Here is a 20,397-nt window from a genome sequence, read left to right as displayed (position 1 = left end):
GGAGGTGGTGGTAGCACCATCGAATCCGGTGGCGTCGCGGGCGGAGAATGGCGCCGTGGACAGCTCCGTACGTGCCGTCGTCTGGCAGCAGCTCCGGCCGGGCGCGCTCGCCGCCGTGCAGGGCCTGGCCGTGGCCCTGCTGAGCCTGACCACCAACACGTTGCTGTTCGCGCTGTCGGTGGTCTCGCTCGCGCTGATTCCGGTGTTCGGCATCGGGTTCGCGCTCTTCCCGGCGGTGACTGTGCTGGTGCGGCTGTCGCTGACGCTGCAACGGAGGCTGAGCCGGTGGTGCGGGCTGCCGATCGCGTCGCCGTACCAACTGGTGCCGGCCGACGCCCAGCTCGGCACCTGGAAGCGGTTCCGGTGTGTGGTCGGGGACCCGACGACCTGGCGGGACTTCGCCTGGCTGATCCCGGGCGCGATCACCGGCGGGGCCTGCCTGCTGGCGTTCGCGCTGCTGGCGTACGGGCTGGAGGGCGTCCTGCTGGTGCCGCTGGCGCTGCACCTCACCGTCGACTGGTACGGCTACGGCGTGTTCTGGCCGATGGACAACATCGTGAAGGCGTTGCTCTCCGTACCGCAGGGGTGGTTGTTCCTGGCCGGTGGGCTGGCCGTCGCGCCGTGGCTGGTCTGGCTGCACTTCCGCTTCGCCGGCTTCTTCCTGACGCCCACCCGGGCGCAGGAGCTGGCGCTGCGGGTCCGGCACCTCGCCGCCACCCGCGCCGACACCATCGACACGCAGGCCGCCGAGCTGCGCCGGATCGAACGCGACCTGCACGACGGGGCGCAGGCCCGGCTGGTCGCGCTGCGGATGAGCATCGGCCTGGCCGAGCAGTTGCTGGCCGACGACCCGGCGGCGGCGCAGCGGCTGCTGACCGAGGCGCAGGAGGCCAGCGGCCATGCCCTCGCCGAACTGCGGCATCTCGTACGCGGCATCTACCCGCCGGTGCTCGCCGAGCGTGGCCTGGACGGGGCGGTGCAGGCCCTCGCCCTGGCCGTGCCGCTGCCCGTGGACGTCGACGTGCGGCTACCGGGCAGCCCGCCGGCGGCGGTCGAATCCGCGGCGTACTTCGCGGTCGCCGAGGTGCTGACCAACGTCACCAAGCACAGCGGCGCGGGCCGCGCCTGGATACAGGTAGTGCACCGCGACGGTGTGTTGAGGATGCTGGTCGGCGACGACGGCCGCGGTGGCGCGTCGCCGGACGCGGGAACGGGCCTGGCGGGCGTGGGACGCCGGCTGGCAGCCTTCGATGGCACGATGACCGTGACGAGTCCGCCCGGCGGACCCACCGTCGTGACCATGGAGCTGCCGTGCGAGTTGTCATCGCGGAGGACCTCGCCCTCCTCCGGGACGGGCTGACGCGCATCCTCGACGCGTACGGCTACCAGGTGGTCGAGGCGGTCGCCGACGGGCCGTCCGTGCTGCCGGCGCTCACCCGGCACCGCCCCGACGTCGCAGTCCTCGACGTACGCCTCCCGCCGACCTTCACCGACGAGGGCCTGCAGGCGGCGCTCGCGGCCCGCACGCAGCTGCCCGGCCTGCCGATCCTCGTGCTGTCCCAGCACGTCGACCAGCTGTACGCCCGGGAACTGCTCGCCGACCGGGGTGGGGGAGTCGGCTACCTGCTCAAGGACCGGGTGTCGAACGTCGGCCAGTTCATCGACGCGGTGCGCCGAGTGGCCGACGGCGGCATGGTGATGGACCCGGAGGTGGTCGCCGCGTTGCTGGCCCGCAATTCCGGGGCGCAGCGGTTGGGGGAGCTGACCGCCCGGGAGCGGGAGGTGTTGGGGCTGATGGCCGAGGGGCGGTCGAATGCGGCGATCGCGGGGAGGCTGTTCGTCACCGAGAAGGCCGTGAGCAAGCACATCAACAACATCTTCAGCAAGCTGGGGATGCCGCCGTCGGATGACGACAACCGGCGGGTGCTGGCGGTGCTCGCGTACCTGAACAGCTGAGACTCGCGTCTGCTTCCGTAGCCCCCATCGATCTTGACTGATGGTGAGGCGGCGATCACACTTTGCGCAGCTGCGGCAATCGAGGTCGTCTACCGGACACCTTGACTGCGCGGCTCTCGGGATCGCCTCGCCGGAAGGACTCTCATGAGGAGTACAAGAAGATCCAACGGACCGCGCCGCTTGTTGGCCCTGCTCGTGCTACCGCTGGCGCTCGCCGTCGGCGCACCCGGCCTGGCGACTCCGGCGTCGGACAGCGCGGTGGTCCCCGACCGGTCGTCGACCGGCGAACAGAACGGCGTCGGCCTGATGCGCATCGTCGTCGCCGACAAGGCGGGCATCGACCGCCTCAACGAACTCGGCGTCGACCTCGCCGAGTACGTCAAGCCGTCGACAACGGCATCGAGGTGCACGCGATCCTCAGCCCGGAGGAGAGCCAGGCGCTGCGCGACAAGGGCTTCGACGTGCAGGACGCCATTTCCGACCAGAGCGACTACGCGGAGAACATGGCCGAGCGGTCCGCCTCGATCCGAGCCGCGACGGCTGCGACGGCCAGCACCGACACCTTGACCGTGCTGCGGGCCGAATGGTTCTCCAGCCTCAACGACCAGCTCTTCCTCAACGTCGAGGTGAAGTCGAGCGCCGGCACCGACTCGACGACGGTGCTGACGGCGAGCTGGGACAGCGGGCCGGGCACGGAGATCGGCTCCGGCGGCACCGCCACCATGTCCCGGTTCACCGACGCCGGCCAGTACATGTATCACCGGTTCAGCAACCCGGTCGCCATCAACGCCGCACCGGCCAAGGCCACCATCACCAGCAACAAGGGTGGCTCGGTCACGGTCGACGTCTCCAAGTGGCTGGGCAGCCCGCGCAAGGTCACCGGTGATCACCCGTACGTGTCGGACTTCGTCGACCACTACCTGGACCCGACCGAGGTCACCGCGCGGTTCACTGGGCTGGCCGCGGAGTTCCCGAAGCTGACCGAGCTGATCGACCTGCCGTACAAGACGAACGGCTACCGGCGCAACGCGCAGGCGCAGTTCGGCACCGCCGCGGCGAGCATCGTCTACGTCACCTCGACGGCGTACGGCTTCGAGGGCGGCAACGACGTCACCATGTCGCTGGTCGACCCGGGCGCGGCGAACGCGCCGCTGACGGTGAGCGTGTCCGGCAAGGCCGTCACGGTGAGCCTGGCCACCAACGGCTCCGGCGCGATCACCAGCACGGCCGCGCAGGTCGTCGCCGCGGTCAACGGCAACACCGACGCGGCCAAGCTGCTCACGGCCAGCACGTACCGGGGTAACGCCGGCACGGGCGTGGTGGCCGCCGCTCCGGTGACCAACCTGACCGACAACCTGAGGGCACCGGCGAGCGTGGCCCGCGAGCCGTTCCAGATGAAGGTGCTACGGATCGGCAAGCACCGCGACGGCTCGAAGGTCGGGGTCTTCCTCTACTGCCAGGAGCACGCCCGGGAGTGGGTGACCCCGCTGGTCTGCGTGGAGTCCGCCGAGCGGCTGCTGCGCAACTACGCGCAGGACCCGAACACCCGCACGATCGTCGACGACCTGGACATCTTCATCCTGCCGGTCGTCAACCCGGACGGCGCGCACTACAGCATGTACGACTACAACATGCAGCGGAAGAACATGACCAACTACTGCTCGGCGTCATTGGGGGACCCCGCTGCCCGCAACGCCTGGGGCGTGGATATCAACCGGAACTTCTCCGTCGGTTCCGTCTTCGACGGCTACGTCGGCGCGTCGGCGACCAACTGCACCGGCGAGACCTTCGCCGGTCCGGGTGAGCTGTCCGAGCCGGAGGCGCGCAACGAGGTCTGGCTGGTCGACCACTTCCCGAACATCAAGCTCTCGATGAACACCCACTCCTACGGCGGGTACTTCATGTGGCCGCCGGGGACGTACAAGGCCGCGGGGCGGGAGGTGCTGCCGCGGGTGGACCAGGGCACCGAGGCGTACTTCTGGACCTCCTCGGACTACATCCTCTCCCGGGTGCAGGAATACCGTGGCACGGCGATCTGGCCGGGCCGCACCGGACCGGTGACCGACGTGCTGTACTCGGCGGCCGGCAACAGCGCCGACGAGCACTGGTACAACCGGGGCATCATCGGCTGGGACTTCGAGGTCGGCGCGGATATCTACAACCCGACCACCAAGCGGTTCACCGCGGTGGGCTTCCAGCCACCGTTCGCCGAGGGGCACGAGGAGGCGATGGAGTTCGCCAACGGCAACATCGCCATCCTCGAGGTGGCCCGGGCGTACGCGACGGACAAGATCCAGCCGCGGACCAGCCTGAGGACCGTCAAGCAGGAAGCGGGTGCCACCGCCTTCACCTTCAGCACCAGCGAGCCGGCGAACGTCTACTACACTCTCGACGGCAGCCGGCCGACGTACAACTCGCCCAAGCTGGCCCTGGCCGGGATGCGCGAGGGGGTGCAGGGCATCACGGTGAACAGCGATACGACCGTGAATTGGTTCTCGATCGACATCGCCGGGAACGTGGAGAGCAGCTACAAGCCGGACGGTGAGGGCAAGAACTACAACAAGCAGTCGGTAGCCGTCCATTAGCGAATTGACCACTTGAACACTGGTGGCCGTCGACTACGGGTCGGCGGCCACCAGTCTGTGGAAGGCCGGCCCGTACTGAGTGGCTCGGGCGTACTGGAGCGCGGCGCCGGACGCTGTCGGATGCCGGGTGGCGTGCATACGCTCCCGATGACAATTGTTGCTGCGAGCACTATTTGCCGGTGCAGGTTCTTGACAGGGTTAAGCGGGCCGACGGGGCCGTCCGATCGGGGGAACGCTGCGGGTCCCGCTGGCTGGCGTGCCGCAGGTAGTGTTTTGGACACCGCCGGTGGGGAGATGGGAGTGCTGCATCACGTGTGCTGACATCGGACCAGACCTCGTCACCGGGGCCAGTCCCACCCGCCAGAACCAAAAAGGTGTCACATGCTCTCCCGCTCACCGTCCGCCACGGAATCGCCGGCGCTGATCCTGGACCGTGCCACCTCCCTGGTCGACTATCTGATGGCCGTGCGCGCCCAGATGGAGAAGCCGGCTCGGACGGTGCCGCAGGCCGACGCGTTCTGGCAGCACGAACTACCCGTCCACGCGGACTGCCAGGTAGGCGTGTCCGCTGACGACGGCAGCTGGCTGCGGATCGGCCTTCCGCCCGCGCCGAAGCAGCTGCGGGCACCCGCCGAGTTCAGCCCGTATCTCGCCGGGCCGCTGTGGTACGAGAGCGAACCGCGGCTGGCCGGCGATGAGGAGACGGTCGAGCACCTCCATACCCGGTTCGAGCAGTGGCGGGAGCGGGACTGGCGTCCCTGGGCCGAGCAGGCCCGACGTGCCGAAGCGGTCCGGAAACTGCACCGCAGCCTGTTCGACCTCATGCACCGCGTCGACATGAACGCCGCCAGCCAGGAGCTGGTGTGGGGGCACGGCGTCCTGCGCACGGACGTCGGCGCAAATCGGGTGCAGTACCCGCTGGCGGTGAGCCCGGTCGCCATCGAGTTCGACGCCGACCGGTCGATGATCCGGGTGGTGCCGCAGGGCGCCGGCCGCCTCCAGACCGACCCGCTGACCGGTCTCGACGAGCGATACCTCAGCCAACTGCTCGCCCTCGCCGGCTCCGGCGGGCAGCTCGACCTCGACGTCTGGGACGACTTCACCCGCCTGGAGTTCCTCGAACGGGCCCTGCGCCGCCTCGGACTCGATCCGACCGTCCGGGCCGCCGACGCGCCCCCTCCGGCCGGCCCGTACGTCCACGACACCGGCGTGCTCTTCGTCCGGCCCAGGCAGCGGATGCTGCGCCGGTTCCTCGAGGAACTGCGGGCCCGCCTGCTCAGCGGCGACACCGCGAGCATCGGGGCGCTGGCCGCCATCCTCGCCCACGAGCCGAGCCGCTTGGAGATGCCGCAGGACCAGCCGGCACGGTGGGCGCCGCTGGGGGAGCGGCTGCTCATGCCGCTGCCCACCAACGAGGCGCAGGAGTCCATCGCCCGGCGGCTCGCCCAGCACCGCAACGTGGCCGTCCAGGGCCCGCCCGGCACCGGCAAGACCCACACCATCCGCAACCTGATCTGCCACCTGATGGCGCACGGCAAGCGGGTCCTCGTGGTCGCGCAGAAGGAGGACCCGCTGCGCGTCCTGCGGGACGGCCTGCCGCAGGAGATCCAGTCGCTGTGCCTGGCAGTGCTCGGCCGCTCCACCGACCAACTCGTCCAGCTCCAGCTCGCCGCACGGGAACTCTCCGACCGCGGCGCCACCCTCGACAAGCGGAGCGAGCAGCAGCGGGTAGACCGGCTGCGCCGCCAGCTCGAGGAGGCCGAGCGGGACCTCGGCCAAGCGCTCGGGGCGCTGCGCACCCTGGCGGAGAACGAGTCCGCCCAGTACGAGATTGACAGCATCCGGCTGTCGCCGAGCGACGTCGGCGGCTGGCTGCGGGATCGCGCCGAACGGTACGGCGACATCCCCGACGAGATCCCCCCGGACCTCGACGCCCCGCTCACCGTCGAGGAGTTCACGGACCTGCTCGACATCGCCCGCCGTACCGTGCGCCAGGACCGCACGCAGGCGCTGCGGCACCTGCCGATGGCGGCCGCCCTGCCGACCGCCTCGGCGCTCCTCGCGGCGCGGCGGGAACTCGCCGCCACCCGCGCCGAGCTGGACCGGCTCATCGCGGACGGTGTGGCGCTGCCGGAGGTACGCGCGTTCGGCCGGCCCGCAGTCGACGAGCTGGTCGGGCATCTGCGGGAGGCACTCGCCGTCCTGGCGGCCCGGGAGGGCGCCTGGACGGACGCGCTCGCCAAGCTGCTGCAGGCCGACCCCAACTGGCGGGCCATGTGGGAGGACCACGTCGTGGCCTGCCAGCGGGCGCTCGCCGAACTCGCCGCGGCGACCCGGGTCGTCGCCGGGCACCGGGTGACAGTTGCCGACCCCCACCTCGCCGAGCCGCGTCGGCTGCTGGCCCAGCTCGGCGAGCTGCGCCAGCGCTTCGCCGCCGGCAAGGGCGTCAGCAAACTGTTCCAGGGCACTCTCGCCAAGCTCGCCGCCGACTGCCGCCTCGACGGGGAGATCCTGCGCACCACCGAGGATGTCGACGTCGTCCTGGCGTACGTCAACCGTCTGCGGCTCCGGCAGGAACTGGCCACCCGGTGGACGGAGTGGCGGAGCCGGCTCAACCTGCCGCAGGAGACCGGCGAGCCCGAACTCTGGGCCGGCCGGCTGCTCACCGACGCGGCGACCGCCCTGGACTGGGACCGCCGGCGCTGGCCCAACCTGCACACGGCGATCCGTCGGCTCGTGCCCCGGGTCGAGCCGGCGGTCGACGTACGTCGGCTGACCGCGCTCACCGACACGGTCGCCCGGTGCACGGCGATCTTCGAGTACGACCGACTGGTCACCGACGAGCAGGACCTCGGTGCGCTGCTGCAGCAGGGCATGTCGAACGTCGACGCCAGCGAGCTGTGGCGACTGCTGGACCAGACCCGCCAGCGGGCGGACGTCGAAGGCTGGGACGGCCTCCTCAATGAGGTACGCCGGCTTGCCGGCCTGCGGCCCGACGCGCAGCGATTCACCGACCTCGCCGAACGGCTCCGCCCGGCCGCCCCGGCCTGGACCGCCCAGATCGATGAGGGCACTGCGGCGGCCCTGACCGGCACCGGTGGTGACTGCCTGCACCGGTGGCAGTGGCGCCGGGCTCAGACCTGGTTCGACAGTGTGGTGGGCAGCGTCGACCCGGTCGCGCTGGGACGGCGGGTCGAGCAGACCCGGGATCGGATCCGGCGGCTCACCCAGGAACTCGTCGTCGCCTCCTCCTGGCTGGAGGTCTCCAAGGCGCTCGACGACCGCCGGCGGGCCGCGCTCGCCGACTGGACCACCGCCCTCCGCAAGATCGGCAAGGGCACGGGAAAGAACGCCGCCCAGTGGCAGGCCCACGCCCAGCGGGCCATGAGCGCCGCGGTGGACGCCGTGCCGGTCTGGGTCATGTCCGTCGACCGGGCCATCGAGCAGTTCGCCGGCGGGGCGCACTTCGACGTCGTGATCGTCGACGAGGCGTCGCAGGCCGACATGTTCTCCCTGCCCGTCCTCAGCCTCGCCGAACGGGCCGTCGTCGTCGGCGACGACCAGCAGATCGGCCCGCAGCTTTCGTTCGTCGGCACGGTCACCGGCCTGATCAACTCACACCTGGTCGACGTGCCATCGGCTGAACACTTCGACCCGGAGAGCAGCCTCTACGACCACGCCGTGCGACGTTCCCCGGAACGCATCCTGCTCACCGAGCACTTTCGCTCGGTGCCGGCGATCATCGGCTTCTCCAGCGAGACGTACTACGGCGGGGAAATCGAACCGCTGCGGACCGACCGGCCCGCCGGCATCGGCGACCCGGTCATCGCGGTGCACGTGCCGGAGGGCATCCGCCAGAACGTCGCCAGCTATGGCGACGTCAACGTCCCCGAGGCCGAAGCCCTCGTCGCGCGGGTCGCGGCGATCATCGCCGACCCGGCGTACGAGGGACGCAGCATCGGGGTGGTTAGCCTGCTCAGCACCAGTGGCCAGGCCCTCTACCTGCTCACCCGCCTCCGCGAGGAGATCGGCGAGGAGGAGATGGAACGGCGCCGGCTACGCGTCGGCGACTCCTACACCTTTCAGGGCGACGAACGGGACGTCGTCCTGGTGTCGATGGTCGTCGAGCCGCATCACGGCCCGGTATCCGCCTTCACCAAGCGCGACCACCACCGCCGCGTCAACGTCGCCGCCTCCCGCGCCCGAGACCAACTGTGGGTGTTCCACTCGGTGCAGCCGGCAGACCTGCGCGAGGACGACGCCCGCGGACTGCTGCTCCGATACTGCCAGAACGTCACCGCCGTCGAAGAGGCGTACGACGACCTGGAGAAGCGCTGCGACAGCGACTTCGAACGCGAGGTGCTGCGCCGCATCCTGCGCCGCGGGTACCGGCCGCTGCCCCAGTTCCGCATTGGCGGCTACCGGATCGACTTCGTCCTGCCCGCGTCCGACGGGCGCCGGCTGGCCATCGAATGCGACGGTGACGCGTACCACGGGCCGGACCAGTGGGAGAGCGACATGCGCCGGCAGGCAGTGCTGGAGCGGGTCGGCAACTGCGTCTTCGTCCGCATCCGGGGAAGTGTGTTCAGCCGAGACCCGGAGGCGGCCCTCGAGCCACTGTGGCAGCGGATCGACGAGCTGGGCATCAGCGTCCCGCCCCCAGCCGTCGAGGTGCCTCGGTCTGCGCCGTCCGTGCGGCCGAATGTCCCCTCGGCGCGGCCCACCGAGCCCGCCCTGGCCGAAGCCGTGACGCCGCCCCGCGAGCAGCCGCACTCGCCGCCCGTCAGCGCGCCCATCATGGTCGAGCCGGTGGACGAGGTATCTCCGGCGCCTGCCGTGCCAGCTGCCCCTGCCGCAGTAGCGCTGACGCTGCCTGCCACGCCGGCCACCCGCAACACCGAGTCGCCGAGGCCCGACGTCGGCGAGACGGTCCGACCGTCGCCGTCTCGCCCGATCCTGGTACGCCAACAGCTGTCGAGACCGACGCTCAAGAGCCGGTGCCACCTTCGGCCGTCGTGCCATCCCCGCAGCCCGCGCGGAAGCCGGCCGCCGTCGTACCCCCGCAGCGGCCTGAGCCGGACGCGGCCGCGCGGCCGGCCGACGTGCCCGCGGCGGACGACGGGACGGTGCCGGTACCGGTCGGCTACCGCAACGTCGCATGGCTGCGGCCCTACGAGGCGGTAGCCGCGGTCGACTGCTACAAACACTGCCGGGATGTGCCGATCCGGCACGAAGGCAAGGTGCTGGGCTGGGCCCGCTACTACGACAGCGCATCCCCCGAGGCGCGCAAGTATCGGGCCAACGTCCGCATCGAGCGGGCCCACCCGACCGGCGCGCGACTGGTCTGCTGGGTACGCCCGCACGAGGCGAAGGCCGTCATCGGCGGCGCCTCGATGAAGCGGGACATGCCGGTGGAGGACAGCCGGGGCCGCCACGCCGGGCTCGTGCAGTACTTCCCGCCGACCAGCCCAGCCGCGGTCCGGTTCCGTAGCGTCACCCGGCTGCTGCGGCTGTCGGGCGGGGGTGACGATCGGGATTCCGTGCCCACGGCGCCACCGTCGCCCGTTCGTGAGACGACCGACCGGGCGACCCTGGAGGACACGCTCAGCCAGGCGATGGCGCGGGCCTACGACCGCGGCGAGGAAGTGCCCGACGAGCCGGAGGGTGACACGAGGGATCGGCGGGCGCTGGAGGCGGCCTTCCACGAGGCCATGGTCCGCAGCTACGAGCGGGCCCGCGACGAGGCGAACTACCACGCCGCGCTGTTCCTCCGCCTGCTCACCGAGAAGGGGGGGCTGGCGACGGCTCGGCAACTGCTCCACAACCCGGGTTTCTGACGGGTTCACGGCGCTATGGGAGCGGGGGCGGGTGGACCTGACCGTCGAGGCGGTCGTCATCCGGCCGAGGTTCCGGGCGCTGTTCACCGACGAGGAGTTGGCGATCGCCAGCAACCGGGTGGTGGAAGCGTCCTCGCGCATCTCCTGAGCCACCTTGCCGTATGCAGCCACCACTCCGGGGAGAACACGTATGAGAGCAGATACCGTCCAGCTCGTCCATGTCTTCGGCACCGATCGCCGGCACGTGGTTCCGGTCTTCCAACGCCCGTACGTGTGGGAGCAGGAGCGCAACTGGGAGCCACTCTGGTCGGATGTCCGGATGGCGGCTGAAGAGGTAGAGGCAGAGATCAACGGGGCCAAGGCCGCATTCGGACAGTCGCCACGGACCCACTTCCTCGGAGCTATCGTGTTGGAACGGCTGCCTCCGGCGCCGGGCCGGATCCTCGCCATGAACGTGATCGACGGGCAGCAGCGCCTCACCACCCTCCAGGTCATGCTGGCCTCATGTTGGGCGGCGACCAAGGAACACGCCGCGGACAACGCGGAAGCGCTGCTGAGGCTGTTCCTCCACAACACCCCGCAACTGGTGCACCCGAGCCACCCCTACGAGCGGTACAAGGTATGGCCGTCGCTGCCGGATCGGGACACGTTCAAAAAGGTCTTCGCCGTAGAACTGCCGCCCGAGCGCGCCAACGAGCATCGCCTGCTCGCTGCGCGACGCTACTTCGACGGCGAGGTAAGTGCCTGGCTCGCCGAATCCCCGAAGCCTGCCGAGCGGGCGGACGCCCTGGTCATTGCACTACGTGAGCGGCTCGGCCTGGTCGAGATTCAACTGGAGTCTCAGGACGACGCGCAAGTCATCTTCGAAACTCTGAATGACCGTGGCACCCGACTCCGCGCGTCTGACCTTGTGAAAAACACCCTGTTCCGGATGGCCGAACAGCAGGGGCAGGACGTCATAGCCCTGCACGAGGAGCACTGGGTTCCGTTCGAGTCGGCGTGGTGGGGTGAGGAGGTCACCACCGGTCGGTTCAAGCGTGCTCGGATCGACCTACTGCTGTCGTACTGGTTGTCCATCCAGACCGGCCTCGAAGTGCCGGTTGAGCGGCTGTTCGCCGACTTCCGACGTTGGCATGCCAGCACCCACGCGTCGGCGGCGGAGGTGCTCGCCGACCTGGCCCACCATGGGCGGGCGATGCGTCGCCTGGAGAACCTCCCCGGAGTGGACCCCACCGGGCGCTTGCTTCAGGTGCTTGACATGCTCAAGACCACTACGCCGGTGCCGATCCTTCTGCACCTGCAGGCCAGAGAGGAAGTCAGCGCAGAGCAACGTGCCAGGGCCGCCGACGCCATCGAATCCCTGATTGTGCGCCGGTTCGTCTGTGGGCTCACCACCAAGGACTACAACCGCCTCTTCCTCTCCGTGTTGCAGAACATTCGCAAGGCCCAAGACGCCGTAGTCGGGGAGTTGCTCCGCGACCAGCTCGCTGCGAACATGGCCGAGTCCCGTCGCTGGCCCGACGACGGCGACTTTGTGGGTGGCCTGCTCCAGAACAACCTCTATCGCACCCTGCGCGGCCCACGGCTGCGCGTGCTGCTCGCTGGTCTGGAGACCTATCTGCGCGGCGACAAGGCCGAGCTGACCTTCAGCCCCGCCCAGGCCGCCAACCTCAGCGTTGAACACCTGCTACCGCAGGAGTGGGCGCAGCACTATCCGCTCCCCAACGACCTGCCGGAAGACGAAGCCAAGAGCCGGCGTAGCGCCGCCCTTCACAAGCTGGGCAACCTGACCCTCACCACCACAAAGCTCAACTCGTCAATAAGCAACGGCCCGTGGCACGGCAAGCGTGCGGAGCTGAACAAGCACGCTGTCCTCCTGCTGACGGCCGCCAGCGTCCTACAGCCCCATGAGGCGATGCCGGCTGAGGCGGCCCGCACGTGGTCGGAGGGATGGACGGAGAATCACATTGATTTGCGGACTTTCCTGCTGGCCCATTTCGCGCTAAAGGCTTGGCCGCGGCCGGAGTGACCCGACTGTGCTGACGCCCGGGAGATCGTGATCCGGCGATCACCCGGGCGGCGCAATTGTTGGCTGTCAGGGCGTGGCTGGGCCGCCGGAGCTGCCAGCCGCCGTTCGGCCAGGACTATTGCCCGTTCGACGGTTCTTTGGTTGGCCGACCTCGTCGAAGAATCCAACAAGGCCTATCTCGTCGCCGCGCGGCGTGGGCCCCATCGGATCTCGGGGGTGGCTGGTGGTAGGAAGAGGGGGCATTGGCGATTTTTACGCCGATGCCGAAGGTCGCGGTTGGGACGCGCCAGGATACGACTGGGAGAACGACGACCAGCCTGACCGCTCACCGGACAGTTGGCTCGACCGGGTGACGTCATCGTCCGCTCCGCAGGGTGAGGGCGTTGTGCGGCGGGGAATGACCAGAGCTTCGTCCGGCCAGTCACAGCAAGCGGGTCGTGTCACTGCCGGAGGCGGTGGTACTGGTACCTCCCGCAACGGCCCAAGTGAGCGGCAAATCGCTGATGCTGCGCACGCGATCCGATCCGAGATTCCCAATATCGGCTACAAGGGCATCGCGAAGCGGCTTCGCCAAGGCGGGTGGACTCATGTCGACTACCTGATTGTCGGTACGGCGCTGCAACGCCATCCGACTGCCACCGCTCGCGAGAAGAACCCTGCGGTGGTGCCCTCGAAGCGCCGCTCTGAAGGGCAACCGGCGGGCCGAACGAAGAAGGGAACAGGCCGGGCGAGTGGGGGTGGCGGCGTCCGCATCCTGAGCGAGATTGAGAAGGCCGTCCAAGTAGCACGTACCCGGATGCCCCTCTTGGATGTCTCGGGTCTTGTGCGTCACCTGCGCAGGTACGGGTGGGCTACCTGTACAGAAGCAGACGTGCGAAGGGTGCTGAAGGCGCAGGCTCCCGCCCCGTCGCGTAGGGAAAGCGACAAACCGCCGACCAGGCGCGGCCGTTCCGAGGGAAGACGTCTCGGACTGGCATTGCCTGCACATCCGACCCTTCCTATCGACATCTGCCCCTCTTGCGCGGTGCGCATATCAATACTTGGCACATGCCGCTGTTCATGATCGCTTCGCGCCTAGTAGCTGTGCAGGGAGCGAAGGTGCTCAGCTATGCTGCAGCTCAGGCAGCGATCGCCCGGGCGGCGGCGTACATGTCGGCGGGAAGCGGGTGCTGCAGGCGCCAGAGGATCCGCATCGGTCGGTCGCCGCTGTGCTCCTGGTAGGTCATCGAGCCGGCATACAGGTAGGGCGGCGCGCCGAGGTCGCGGTCGGGGACCTTGGTCTCCCGAATGAACAGGTGCACGGTCGACCCGCGCTCGCCGTGGTGGATGTAGCGCTGGCCGGTAGCCGACGCCGACGATGTGGTGCTTTGCGACTCCCACTGGAACAGGCTGTCGGTGATGGCTCGGTCGGCGTACATCGTGGTGGGGGAGTAGTGCGCCTCGGACTTGACCAGGGTGACGAAGAAGAGGTCAGCCTGCTCCGACTCAAGCCACTTCACCCCGTCACGTAGCGACCCCGGATTCGCCATCCCGAACGCTGCGCACGCTTCGTTGCGGCTGTAGCGGGCGTGCACCCGCAGCGGCACTGGTCCCGATTCTGCCTTCTCCGTAACCCGGTGGATCCGGTCTCGCAGCACCTCAGCGACCTGGCGTAGTTCCGCGCAGCGCGCCGGCTCCGCCCAGAGCCGCTTCAGGCGGGCGTCGCGCTCGGTCAGCGACACCGACGGCCCCCAGAGACTGAAGTGCAGCATGTCCAGCAGCCGTCCCCCGCCGGGTTGCTCGCCGCTCGCCACCCGAACAAGCAAGTCCAGCCGGTCGACATCGTCGATATGCAGCATCCGCCCGATAGCGCGGCCGAGCTCGCGGTCGTCCGGCCCGCTGGCCGAGGTGTCGATCCCCGCGAGGCGCCGCAATCCGGCCCACCCCCCGATGCTCGCCGACCGGTAGACGTCTTCGATCTCCAGGCCGGTCTCCCGCAGGAACTCGGCGAAGCTCACGTCGCCGAGCTGCCGCAGCTCGCTTACGAGGCCGTTCTTCGACGTCGGCAGGGCCGACTTCAGGTTGGCGAGCACGATCTCCTTCGCAACCCGGTCCAGCTCAATGTGGCAGCCACTCGGCAGCGACGGGAAGTCATCTCGCACGGCTGCCTCGACGGCCCGCCGGCTGACCCCCGTCAGGGCCCGCCAACGCAGGTCGAATCGGAAGTTGGCGTGCTGCCCGCCGATGAAGTCCAGCACGGTCAGGCAGGGCTTGTCCTCATCCAGGCGCAGGCCGCGGCCAAGCTGCTGCAGGAAGATCGTGGCGCTCTCGGTGGGCCGAAGCATGAGGATCGTGTTGACCATTGGCAGGTCTACGCCCTCGTTGAACAGGTCGACGGTGAAGAGCACTCGCAGCTCACGGTTGCGGAACGCCGTGAGCAGCGCCCGCCGCCCGGCGGCATCGACCCGCGAGGTCACCGAGGCCGACGGTACGCCGTGCTTGGTGAACCAGTCCGCCATGAACTCCGCGTGCCCGATGCTCACGCAGAACCCGAGCGCCCGCGTCCGCCCCACGTCGACGGTCTCGGATACCGCCCGCAAGATCATCCGGGCCCGGACGTGGTTGCCGGTGTAGACGCCGTCCAGCTCGGCCGGGTCGTACCCCTGCCCACGCTTCCGCCGCAGCTGGGACAGGTCGACATCGTCATGGAGCCCGAAATACTGGAACGGACACAACAGTTGCCGCTCCAACGCCTCCAACAGGTGCAGCTCCACCGATGCGCGGCCGTCGAACCACCGGCGCACGTCGCCGCCGTCGCTCCGGTCGGGAGTCGCGGTCAGTCCCAGCAGTACACGCGGCCGCAGCCGCTCCAACAGCCGCGCGTAAGTCGGCGCTTCGGCGTGGTGGAACTCGTCGACGATCACCATGTCGTACGCCTCAGGGGCGATCTCCTGGCGATGCATGGATTGGATCGAGGCGAAGACGTGCTTCCAGTCTGTCGGCCTGTCGCCGCCCACGAGGGTTTCGCCGAAGCTGCCGTCCCCCATGACCTGCCGGAAGACCGACCGGCTCTGCCGCAGGATTTGCTCCTGATGAGCGACGAAGAGCAGCGAGTCGACCCGGCCGGCCTTGCAGAGTCGCCGATAGTCCAACGCCGCCACCACTGTCTTGCCGGTGCCAGTCGCCATTACCACCAGGTTCCGCCACCGGCCGTGCACCAGCCGCTCGGCGTCCAGGTCGTCGAGGATCTCTTGCTGATACGGGAACGGTCGGACGTCTAGGTTTGCGAACTCGGTCGGCGCCTCGTCGGAGCGCTCACCCCGCAGCGCAATGCGCAGCCGCTCGGCGTCCTTCGACGGCTCGTACTTCTCGAAGGCAGAGTCGTTCCAGTAGTCGGTGAAGGTGGCCTCGAAGGTGTCGATGACGTGCGGTTGTTCCAGGTTTGAAATCCGGACGTTCCATTCCACTCCGTCGACCAGTGCGGCCTTCGAGAGGTTCGACGAGCCGACGTACGCGGTGGTGGTGCCGCTGTTCCGGCGGAACAGCCACGCCTTGGCATGCAGGCGGGTAGTCCTGGTCTCGTACGAGACCTTGATGTCGGCGCCGAGCTCGGCGAGCCGGTCCAGGGCGCGCTGATCGGTCGCGCCCAGGTAGGTCGTGGTGATGACGCGGACGCGGCCGCCGCGGGCGATCAGGTCGCGGATAGCGGGCTCGACGATGCGCAGGCCATGCCACTTGATGAACGCGCAGAGCAGGTCGACCTGGTCGGCGGAGGCCATCTCGTGGTTGACCTCGTGGCCGATGCGCGGCTGATGGCCGTTGACTAGCAGCGCGCCGGTTGCGAGCGGCGTGGCGGGGCGCACCGGAAATGTGGGCGTGGCGGGCGGTGCCGGGGGGGCGGCGATGGCGTGCAGCAGGCGTCCCGCGTCGGCGACCTGGTCGTCGGCGCCGACGGCGCGCGGCTCGGCCTGGGCGATCCTGTCGGCGATCCGGTTGGCTAGCTCGACCTGGCGGGCGAGCTTATCGTCGCCAGCACCCACGGCAAGCAGGGCGCGGCGGGCGAGGGTTGCGATGTGCCGTGCGAGGACGTCGTGGGCGTCGGCTGGGTCGAGCTTGTCGTGCTGGACCAGGGTGGGGTCGACGAGCTTGAGCCGTGCAGCAAGTTCCTTTGTTATCACGTGTTCATACGTGCCCCGCTCAACATCCGTCACCGGGGCAAACTAGTGCCTCGTCTTTGAACGTTGATCGTGTAATCCGTCGGTTCTGAGGACTTGTCCGGCAGGCTGTCTCTCATCGTTCAGGGTGGGAGGTGGTGGCGGGTGGGTAGACGCCCGGAGGTGTTCGTCCGGCAGGTGTCGATGGCCGAGGGTCAGCGGTTGCAGCGCATCGGTCGGACGGCGAGGGACCCGGTGAAGCTGCGTCGGGCGATCGTGGTGCTGATGTCCGCCCAGGGGCAGCCGGCCCCGGACATCGCTCACCTGCTCAAGACCAGCGAGGACTACGTCCGGGATGTGATCCACGCATTCAACGATCGGGGGTTCGATGCGTTGGACCCAAAATGGAGCGGGGGCGCACCGAGACGGATCGATGAGCAGACCCGCGACTGGATCTGCGTCATCGCCCGGTGCGACCCCCGCTTCCTCGGCAAACCGTTCTCCTGCTGGTCATTGTCGAAGCTGCGCGACTACCTGATCGAGGCTGGCTACGTCGCGGCGATCAGCGTCGAGACCGTCCGGCGGGTCCTGCACGAGCGCGGGGTGTCGTGGCAGGCCACCAAGACGTGGAAGGCCAGCACGGACCCCGACTTCACGTCGAAGATGCGCCGGGTCCTGGACCTCTACGATCACCCGCCCGCGGACGGCCGGGTGATCTGCGTCGACGAGTTCGGGCCGCTGAACCTGCAACCCCGCCCAGGACGGGCATGGCGACCGGTCGGACGACCCGTGCGACTGCGGGCCACCTACACCCGCGACCAGGGCGTCCGGCACATGATCGCCGCTCTGGACCTGGCCACCGGGAAGCTGCATTACCGCATCCGTGACCGCAAACGCTGGCGCGAGTTCCTGGCCTTCCTCAAGACCCTGCGCCGCCGCTGGCCCGACCAGAGGCTGCACGTCATCCTGGACAACTTCTCCCCGCACAAACACCCCGAGGTCCGCGCCTGGTGCGCCGCAAACCAGGTGGAGCTGGTGTTCCTCCCGACCTACGCGTCCTGGCTGAACTGGATCGAGGCCGAGTTCGCTGCCGTGCGCTACTTCGCCCTCAACGGCACCGACCACCGCAGCCACGCCGAGCAGGACGCCGCCATCGGCGACTACATCCGCTGGCGCAACCAGCGCGCCAAACCGAAATCCGGATTCGCCGTCGGCTCCAAAATCCGCCATCCGGATTACCCGTTCAAGGCTGCATGACGGGGCACTAGCTCCACCTCACCCGGAGGTCCTCACCCATTTCAAGATCCCAGCCCCTGTCACCAACGTCCGTGGGCAGAACAACTAGGCAAGTTGCGCGGTCGTCGAAGCCGGATCGCCTAGCCATCGTCACTGTCGGATTCCCTACAAGCTAGTTGCAACCGCCACCGATACCGGCAACCCTGCGTCGTTCAGGCCCTAGTGAGTAGCTGCTCGGGGGTTTGATCGATCCGAGCGATTTGATAGGTTTACTGCATGCGCCTCCGTCGCGTCCGCTTCAAGGCATTCAAGTCCTTACATGACGTCGTGTGCGACTTTGACGCTTTTACAGTCATAACAGGTGCCAATGGTGCTGGCAAGAGCAACCTGGCCGATGGGATGGACTTTATCGCCCATACTTATCGCGAAGGGCTCGAAATGGCCGTCATGCGTGCAGGCGGCTACGACAGCATTGCCTATCGGCGCTCCACGCGAGCCAGGGCCCCGATCTCGATAGAAGTCGACGGAGAGATTTCGCTAGAGGAGCTAGCGAACGCGCTTCCTGCTCACTTGGGAATCTCGCGTACAAAACTGAAGTCCCTCGGTTCGCTTACCTTCCATCACTCCTTCGCGTTCCGGGCGGCTGGCAGAGCAATCGGGTCGGATTTCAGCATCCAGCACGACAGGATGGATGTTTCAAACAAATCAGGCTCGCTTATTAGCGTCGAGCGAGGCTCGGACAAAAACGTGAGCATCAGCATGTCTGATCGACTCAAAAAGGCCGTATCTGGGCAGGGTGCTCTGGCTGACGCTCTTCAGTACGCGTTCTATCCGTTCATCGACCAATCCGTTATGCGTTTGTTTCAAGAGCGAACCATCCCAGCCACCGATCTGATGATGCGCCAGTTCGGTGCTAGCTCCATCGGTGTATGGCGTTTGGCGCGATCAATTGGGCATGCGCGCGTTTTTCAGTTAAATCCGCAGCAGTGTAGAAGCACGGGAGTGCCAACGCCTAACGCATCGCTAAGCCGGTACGGAGAGAATCTTCCTTCTGTCGCCCACTACCTTCAGAAGCATCGGCCAGAGTCTTGGGAAAAGATCGTAAATGCCATGCGAGCGGTCGTGCCCCGCTTGGAGGGCATACAGATCACTCACACGGAGGACCGGCGGCTAGCTCTCCAATTCAAAGAGAGATTCGTTGGCCGGAGTTGGAATACCAACGAATTGTCGGATGGCACAATACAGGCCTTTGCATTGTTTACCGCGATATTCGATGGACGTTCTCCCACCCTTGTGGTGGAGGAGCCCGAAAACTCCTTGCACCCTTGGGTGCTGCGCCAGTTCATCGATCTATGCCGAGCTGACGACAGCAAACAAATAATCCTGACTACACATTCTCCTGTTGTTCTGGACTACGTGCCACATGAAAGTCTTAGGCTCATGTGGCTTCGCAATGGAAAAAGTCATTACGTGCATATGAGCAAGCTTAACTCTAACGTCCTTGAGTTGTGGAAAAGTGGACAGGTGCGGGTGTTCGATACGTACGACTCAGGGCTTTTTCCCGAAGCGGTTCCTCAATACTATGCCGCCGATCAGGGCGACCAGGTGCAGGGTCAAGCTACGCTCTTCGAGGCCGACGACGAGGAGCTGCAGTGAAGGTATTCGTGATTACCGAGGGTGTCGGCGAATATCGGGGCTTACCCAAACTCTCAAGCCAAATACAGGCAAGCTGCAGGAATACCCTTAAAGTGCTAAAAACCAATGTGCCGTCAGACGTTCCTGTGTCTAAAGTCGTCCGGCAGAGCATTTCCAACATCCTGCTCGCCTTTGCCGAAAACGCCGACTTGGTCGTGTTGTTGCTGGACCGAGAAGGGCAGGATAGTTGCTGTGGCATGGTTGCAGAGTCTATTCGTCAAGAACTGGTCCTCAGCGTAGGAAATCGGTACAGCGACAAGATTCATGTTGTTCTTAAAGACCGGAAGTTCGAGAATTGGCTGGTGGCGGACCTGGATGCGCTGAAAGCGCAGCCAGCCCGGTTCAAGGTCACTCCAGCCGTGGTCAAAAAAGTGGCACCGAACAAGGCGGATGCTATTGACGCCGAAAGGCTGCTGAAGTCAATAATAATTGGCGGACACTACGAGAAAGTTGCCGACAGCAGCCGGATATGTGAGCGGCTTACTGTGGAGCAAGCGGCTGCCAACAGCAGAAGTTTTCGACACTTTCTTCACATAATTGGTCACCCGGCATACAGTGATGGTTGCCGTGCTCCTGCACGTATACCCGGGCAGCGGTCGCCTGGGCGGAACGCGCGGCAGCAGTAGGCTGTCCAATTGGGATTACTGTCTATGCCGGGATGATGTATAGATGTGCAGTTAGGTCCCATGTTGCGCCCACGTTTCAAACAATCTGCTTCAGTCTATGCATTGACGACTAGTACGGCAGCCGCCATTGGCTAGTTGACCAGGACGTATGCGCGGCTGAGTCGGGTGCGTTGGTGGAACCAGCGTGAGCGGGCTTGGTGGCAGGGTGATTGCGTAGTCGGCCGACGGGTGCCCTGAGCTGGGAGTTCAAGGGGTGAGCGGCCTTTGTGGAGCGGGTGAGATCACGTCGGTGATCATGGA

Annotated in this window: 10 protein-coding genes; 9 read left to right on the top strand and 1 reads right to left on the bottom strand. The window is 67.3% G+C overall.

Translation table 11 applies throughout. The features are described 5' to 3' along the window. Positions 1-55: 55 nt before the first annotated feature. The 6 genes from JNW87_RS03865 (at position 56) to JNW87_RS03840 (ending at position 12,407) form a co-directional block, all read left to right on the top strand. A complete protein-coding gene (locus JNW87_RS03865) occupies positions 56-1,360 on the top strand; it encodes a histidine kinase (protein ID WP_238453032.1) in 1,305 nt (434 codons plus the stop codon). Then, on the top strand, positions 1,312-1,956 hold the full coding sequence (locus JNW87_RS03860; RefSeq protein WP_238453031.1) for a response regulator transcription factor: 645 nt from the start codon (positions 1,312-1,314) through the stop codon (positions 1,954-1,956). The genes JNW87_RS03865 and JNW87_RS03860 overlap by 49 nt, the downstream gene beginning before the upstream one ends. 404 nt (positions 1,957-2,360) lie before the next feature. Beyond that, complete coding sequence (locus JNW87_RS40420; protein ID WP_238453030.1) at positions 2,361-4,541, top strand: M14 family zinc carboxypeptidase; 2,181 nt, start codon at positions 2,361-2,363, stop codon at positions 4,539-4,541. A gap of 381 nt (positions 4,542-4,922) precedes the next feature. Continuing rightward, positions 4,923-9,725, top strand: coding sequence for an AAA domain-containing protein (locus JNW87_RS03850; RefSeq protein ID WP_238453029.1), 4,803 nt, complete (start codon positions 4,923-4,925; stop codon positions 9,723-9,725). Continuing rightward, on the top strand, positions 9,668-10,378 hold the full coding sequence (locus JNW87_RS03845; RefSeq protein WP_238453028.1) for a hypothetical protein: 711 nt from the start codon (positions 9,668-9,670) through the stop codon (positions 10,376-10,378). The genes JNW87_RS03850 and JNW87_RS03845 overlap by 58 nt, the downstream gene beginning before the upstream one ends. Before the next feature lie 190 nt (positions 10,379-10,568). Next, on the top strand, positions 10,569-12,407 hold the full coding sequence (locus tag JNW87_RS03840) for a DUF262 domain-containing protein (protein ID WP_238453027.1): 1,839 nt from the start codon (positions 10,569-10,571) through the stop codon (positions 12,405-12,407). A 1,118-nt stretch (positions 12,408-13,525) separates the two neighbouring features. On the opposite strand, the gene JNW87_RS03835 is transcribed toward JNW87_RS03840, so the two are convergent. Next, the gene (locus JNW87_RS03835) at positions 13,526-16,597 is read right to left on the bottom strand and encodes a DUF3427 domain-containing protein (protein ID WP_238453026.1); all 3,072 of its coding nucleotides are present in this window, start codon (positions 16,595-16,597) and stop codon (positions 13,526-13,528) included. A gap of 108 nt (positions 16,598-16,705) precedes the next feature. On the opposite strand from JNW87_RS03835, the gene JNW87_RS03830 reads away from it, so the two are divergent. From JNW87_RS03830 to JNW87_RS03820, 3 genes are all read left to right on the top strand, one after another. Beyond that, a complete protein-coding gene (locus JNW87_RS03830) occupies positions 16,706-17,797 on the top strand; it encodes an IS630 family transposase (protein WP_238453025.1) in 1,092 nt (363 codons plus the stop codon). A gap of 306 nt (positions 17,798-18,103) precedes the next feature. Further along, positions 18,104-19,432, top strand: coding sequence for an AAA family ATPase (locus JNW87_RS40415; protein ID WP_238453024.1), 1,329 nt, complete (start codon positions 18,104-18,106; stop codon positions 19,430-19,432). Then, positions 19,429-20,097, top strand: a complete 669-nt coding sequence (locus JNW87_RS03820; protein ID WP_238453023.1) for a DUF4276 family protein — start codon at positions 19,429-19,431, stop codon at positions 20,095-20,097. The genes JNW87_RS40415 and JNW87_RS03820 overlap by 4 nt, the downstream gene beginning before the upstream one ends. Positions 20,098-20,397: the final 300 nt, after the last annotated feature.

The organism is Micromonospora sp. ATA51 (genome assembly GCF_016802855.1).
Lineage (GTDB): Bacteria > Actinomycetota > Actinomycetes > Mycobacteriales > Micromonosporaceae > Micromonospora > Micromonospora sicca.
This window is presented reverse-complemented; position numbering and strand designations above follow the sequence as displayed.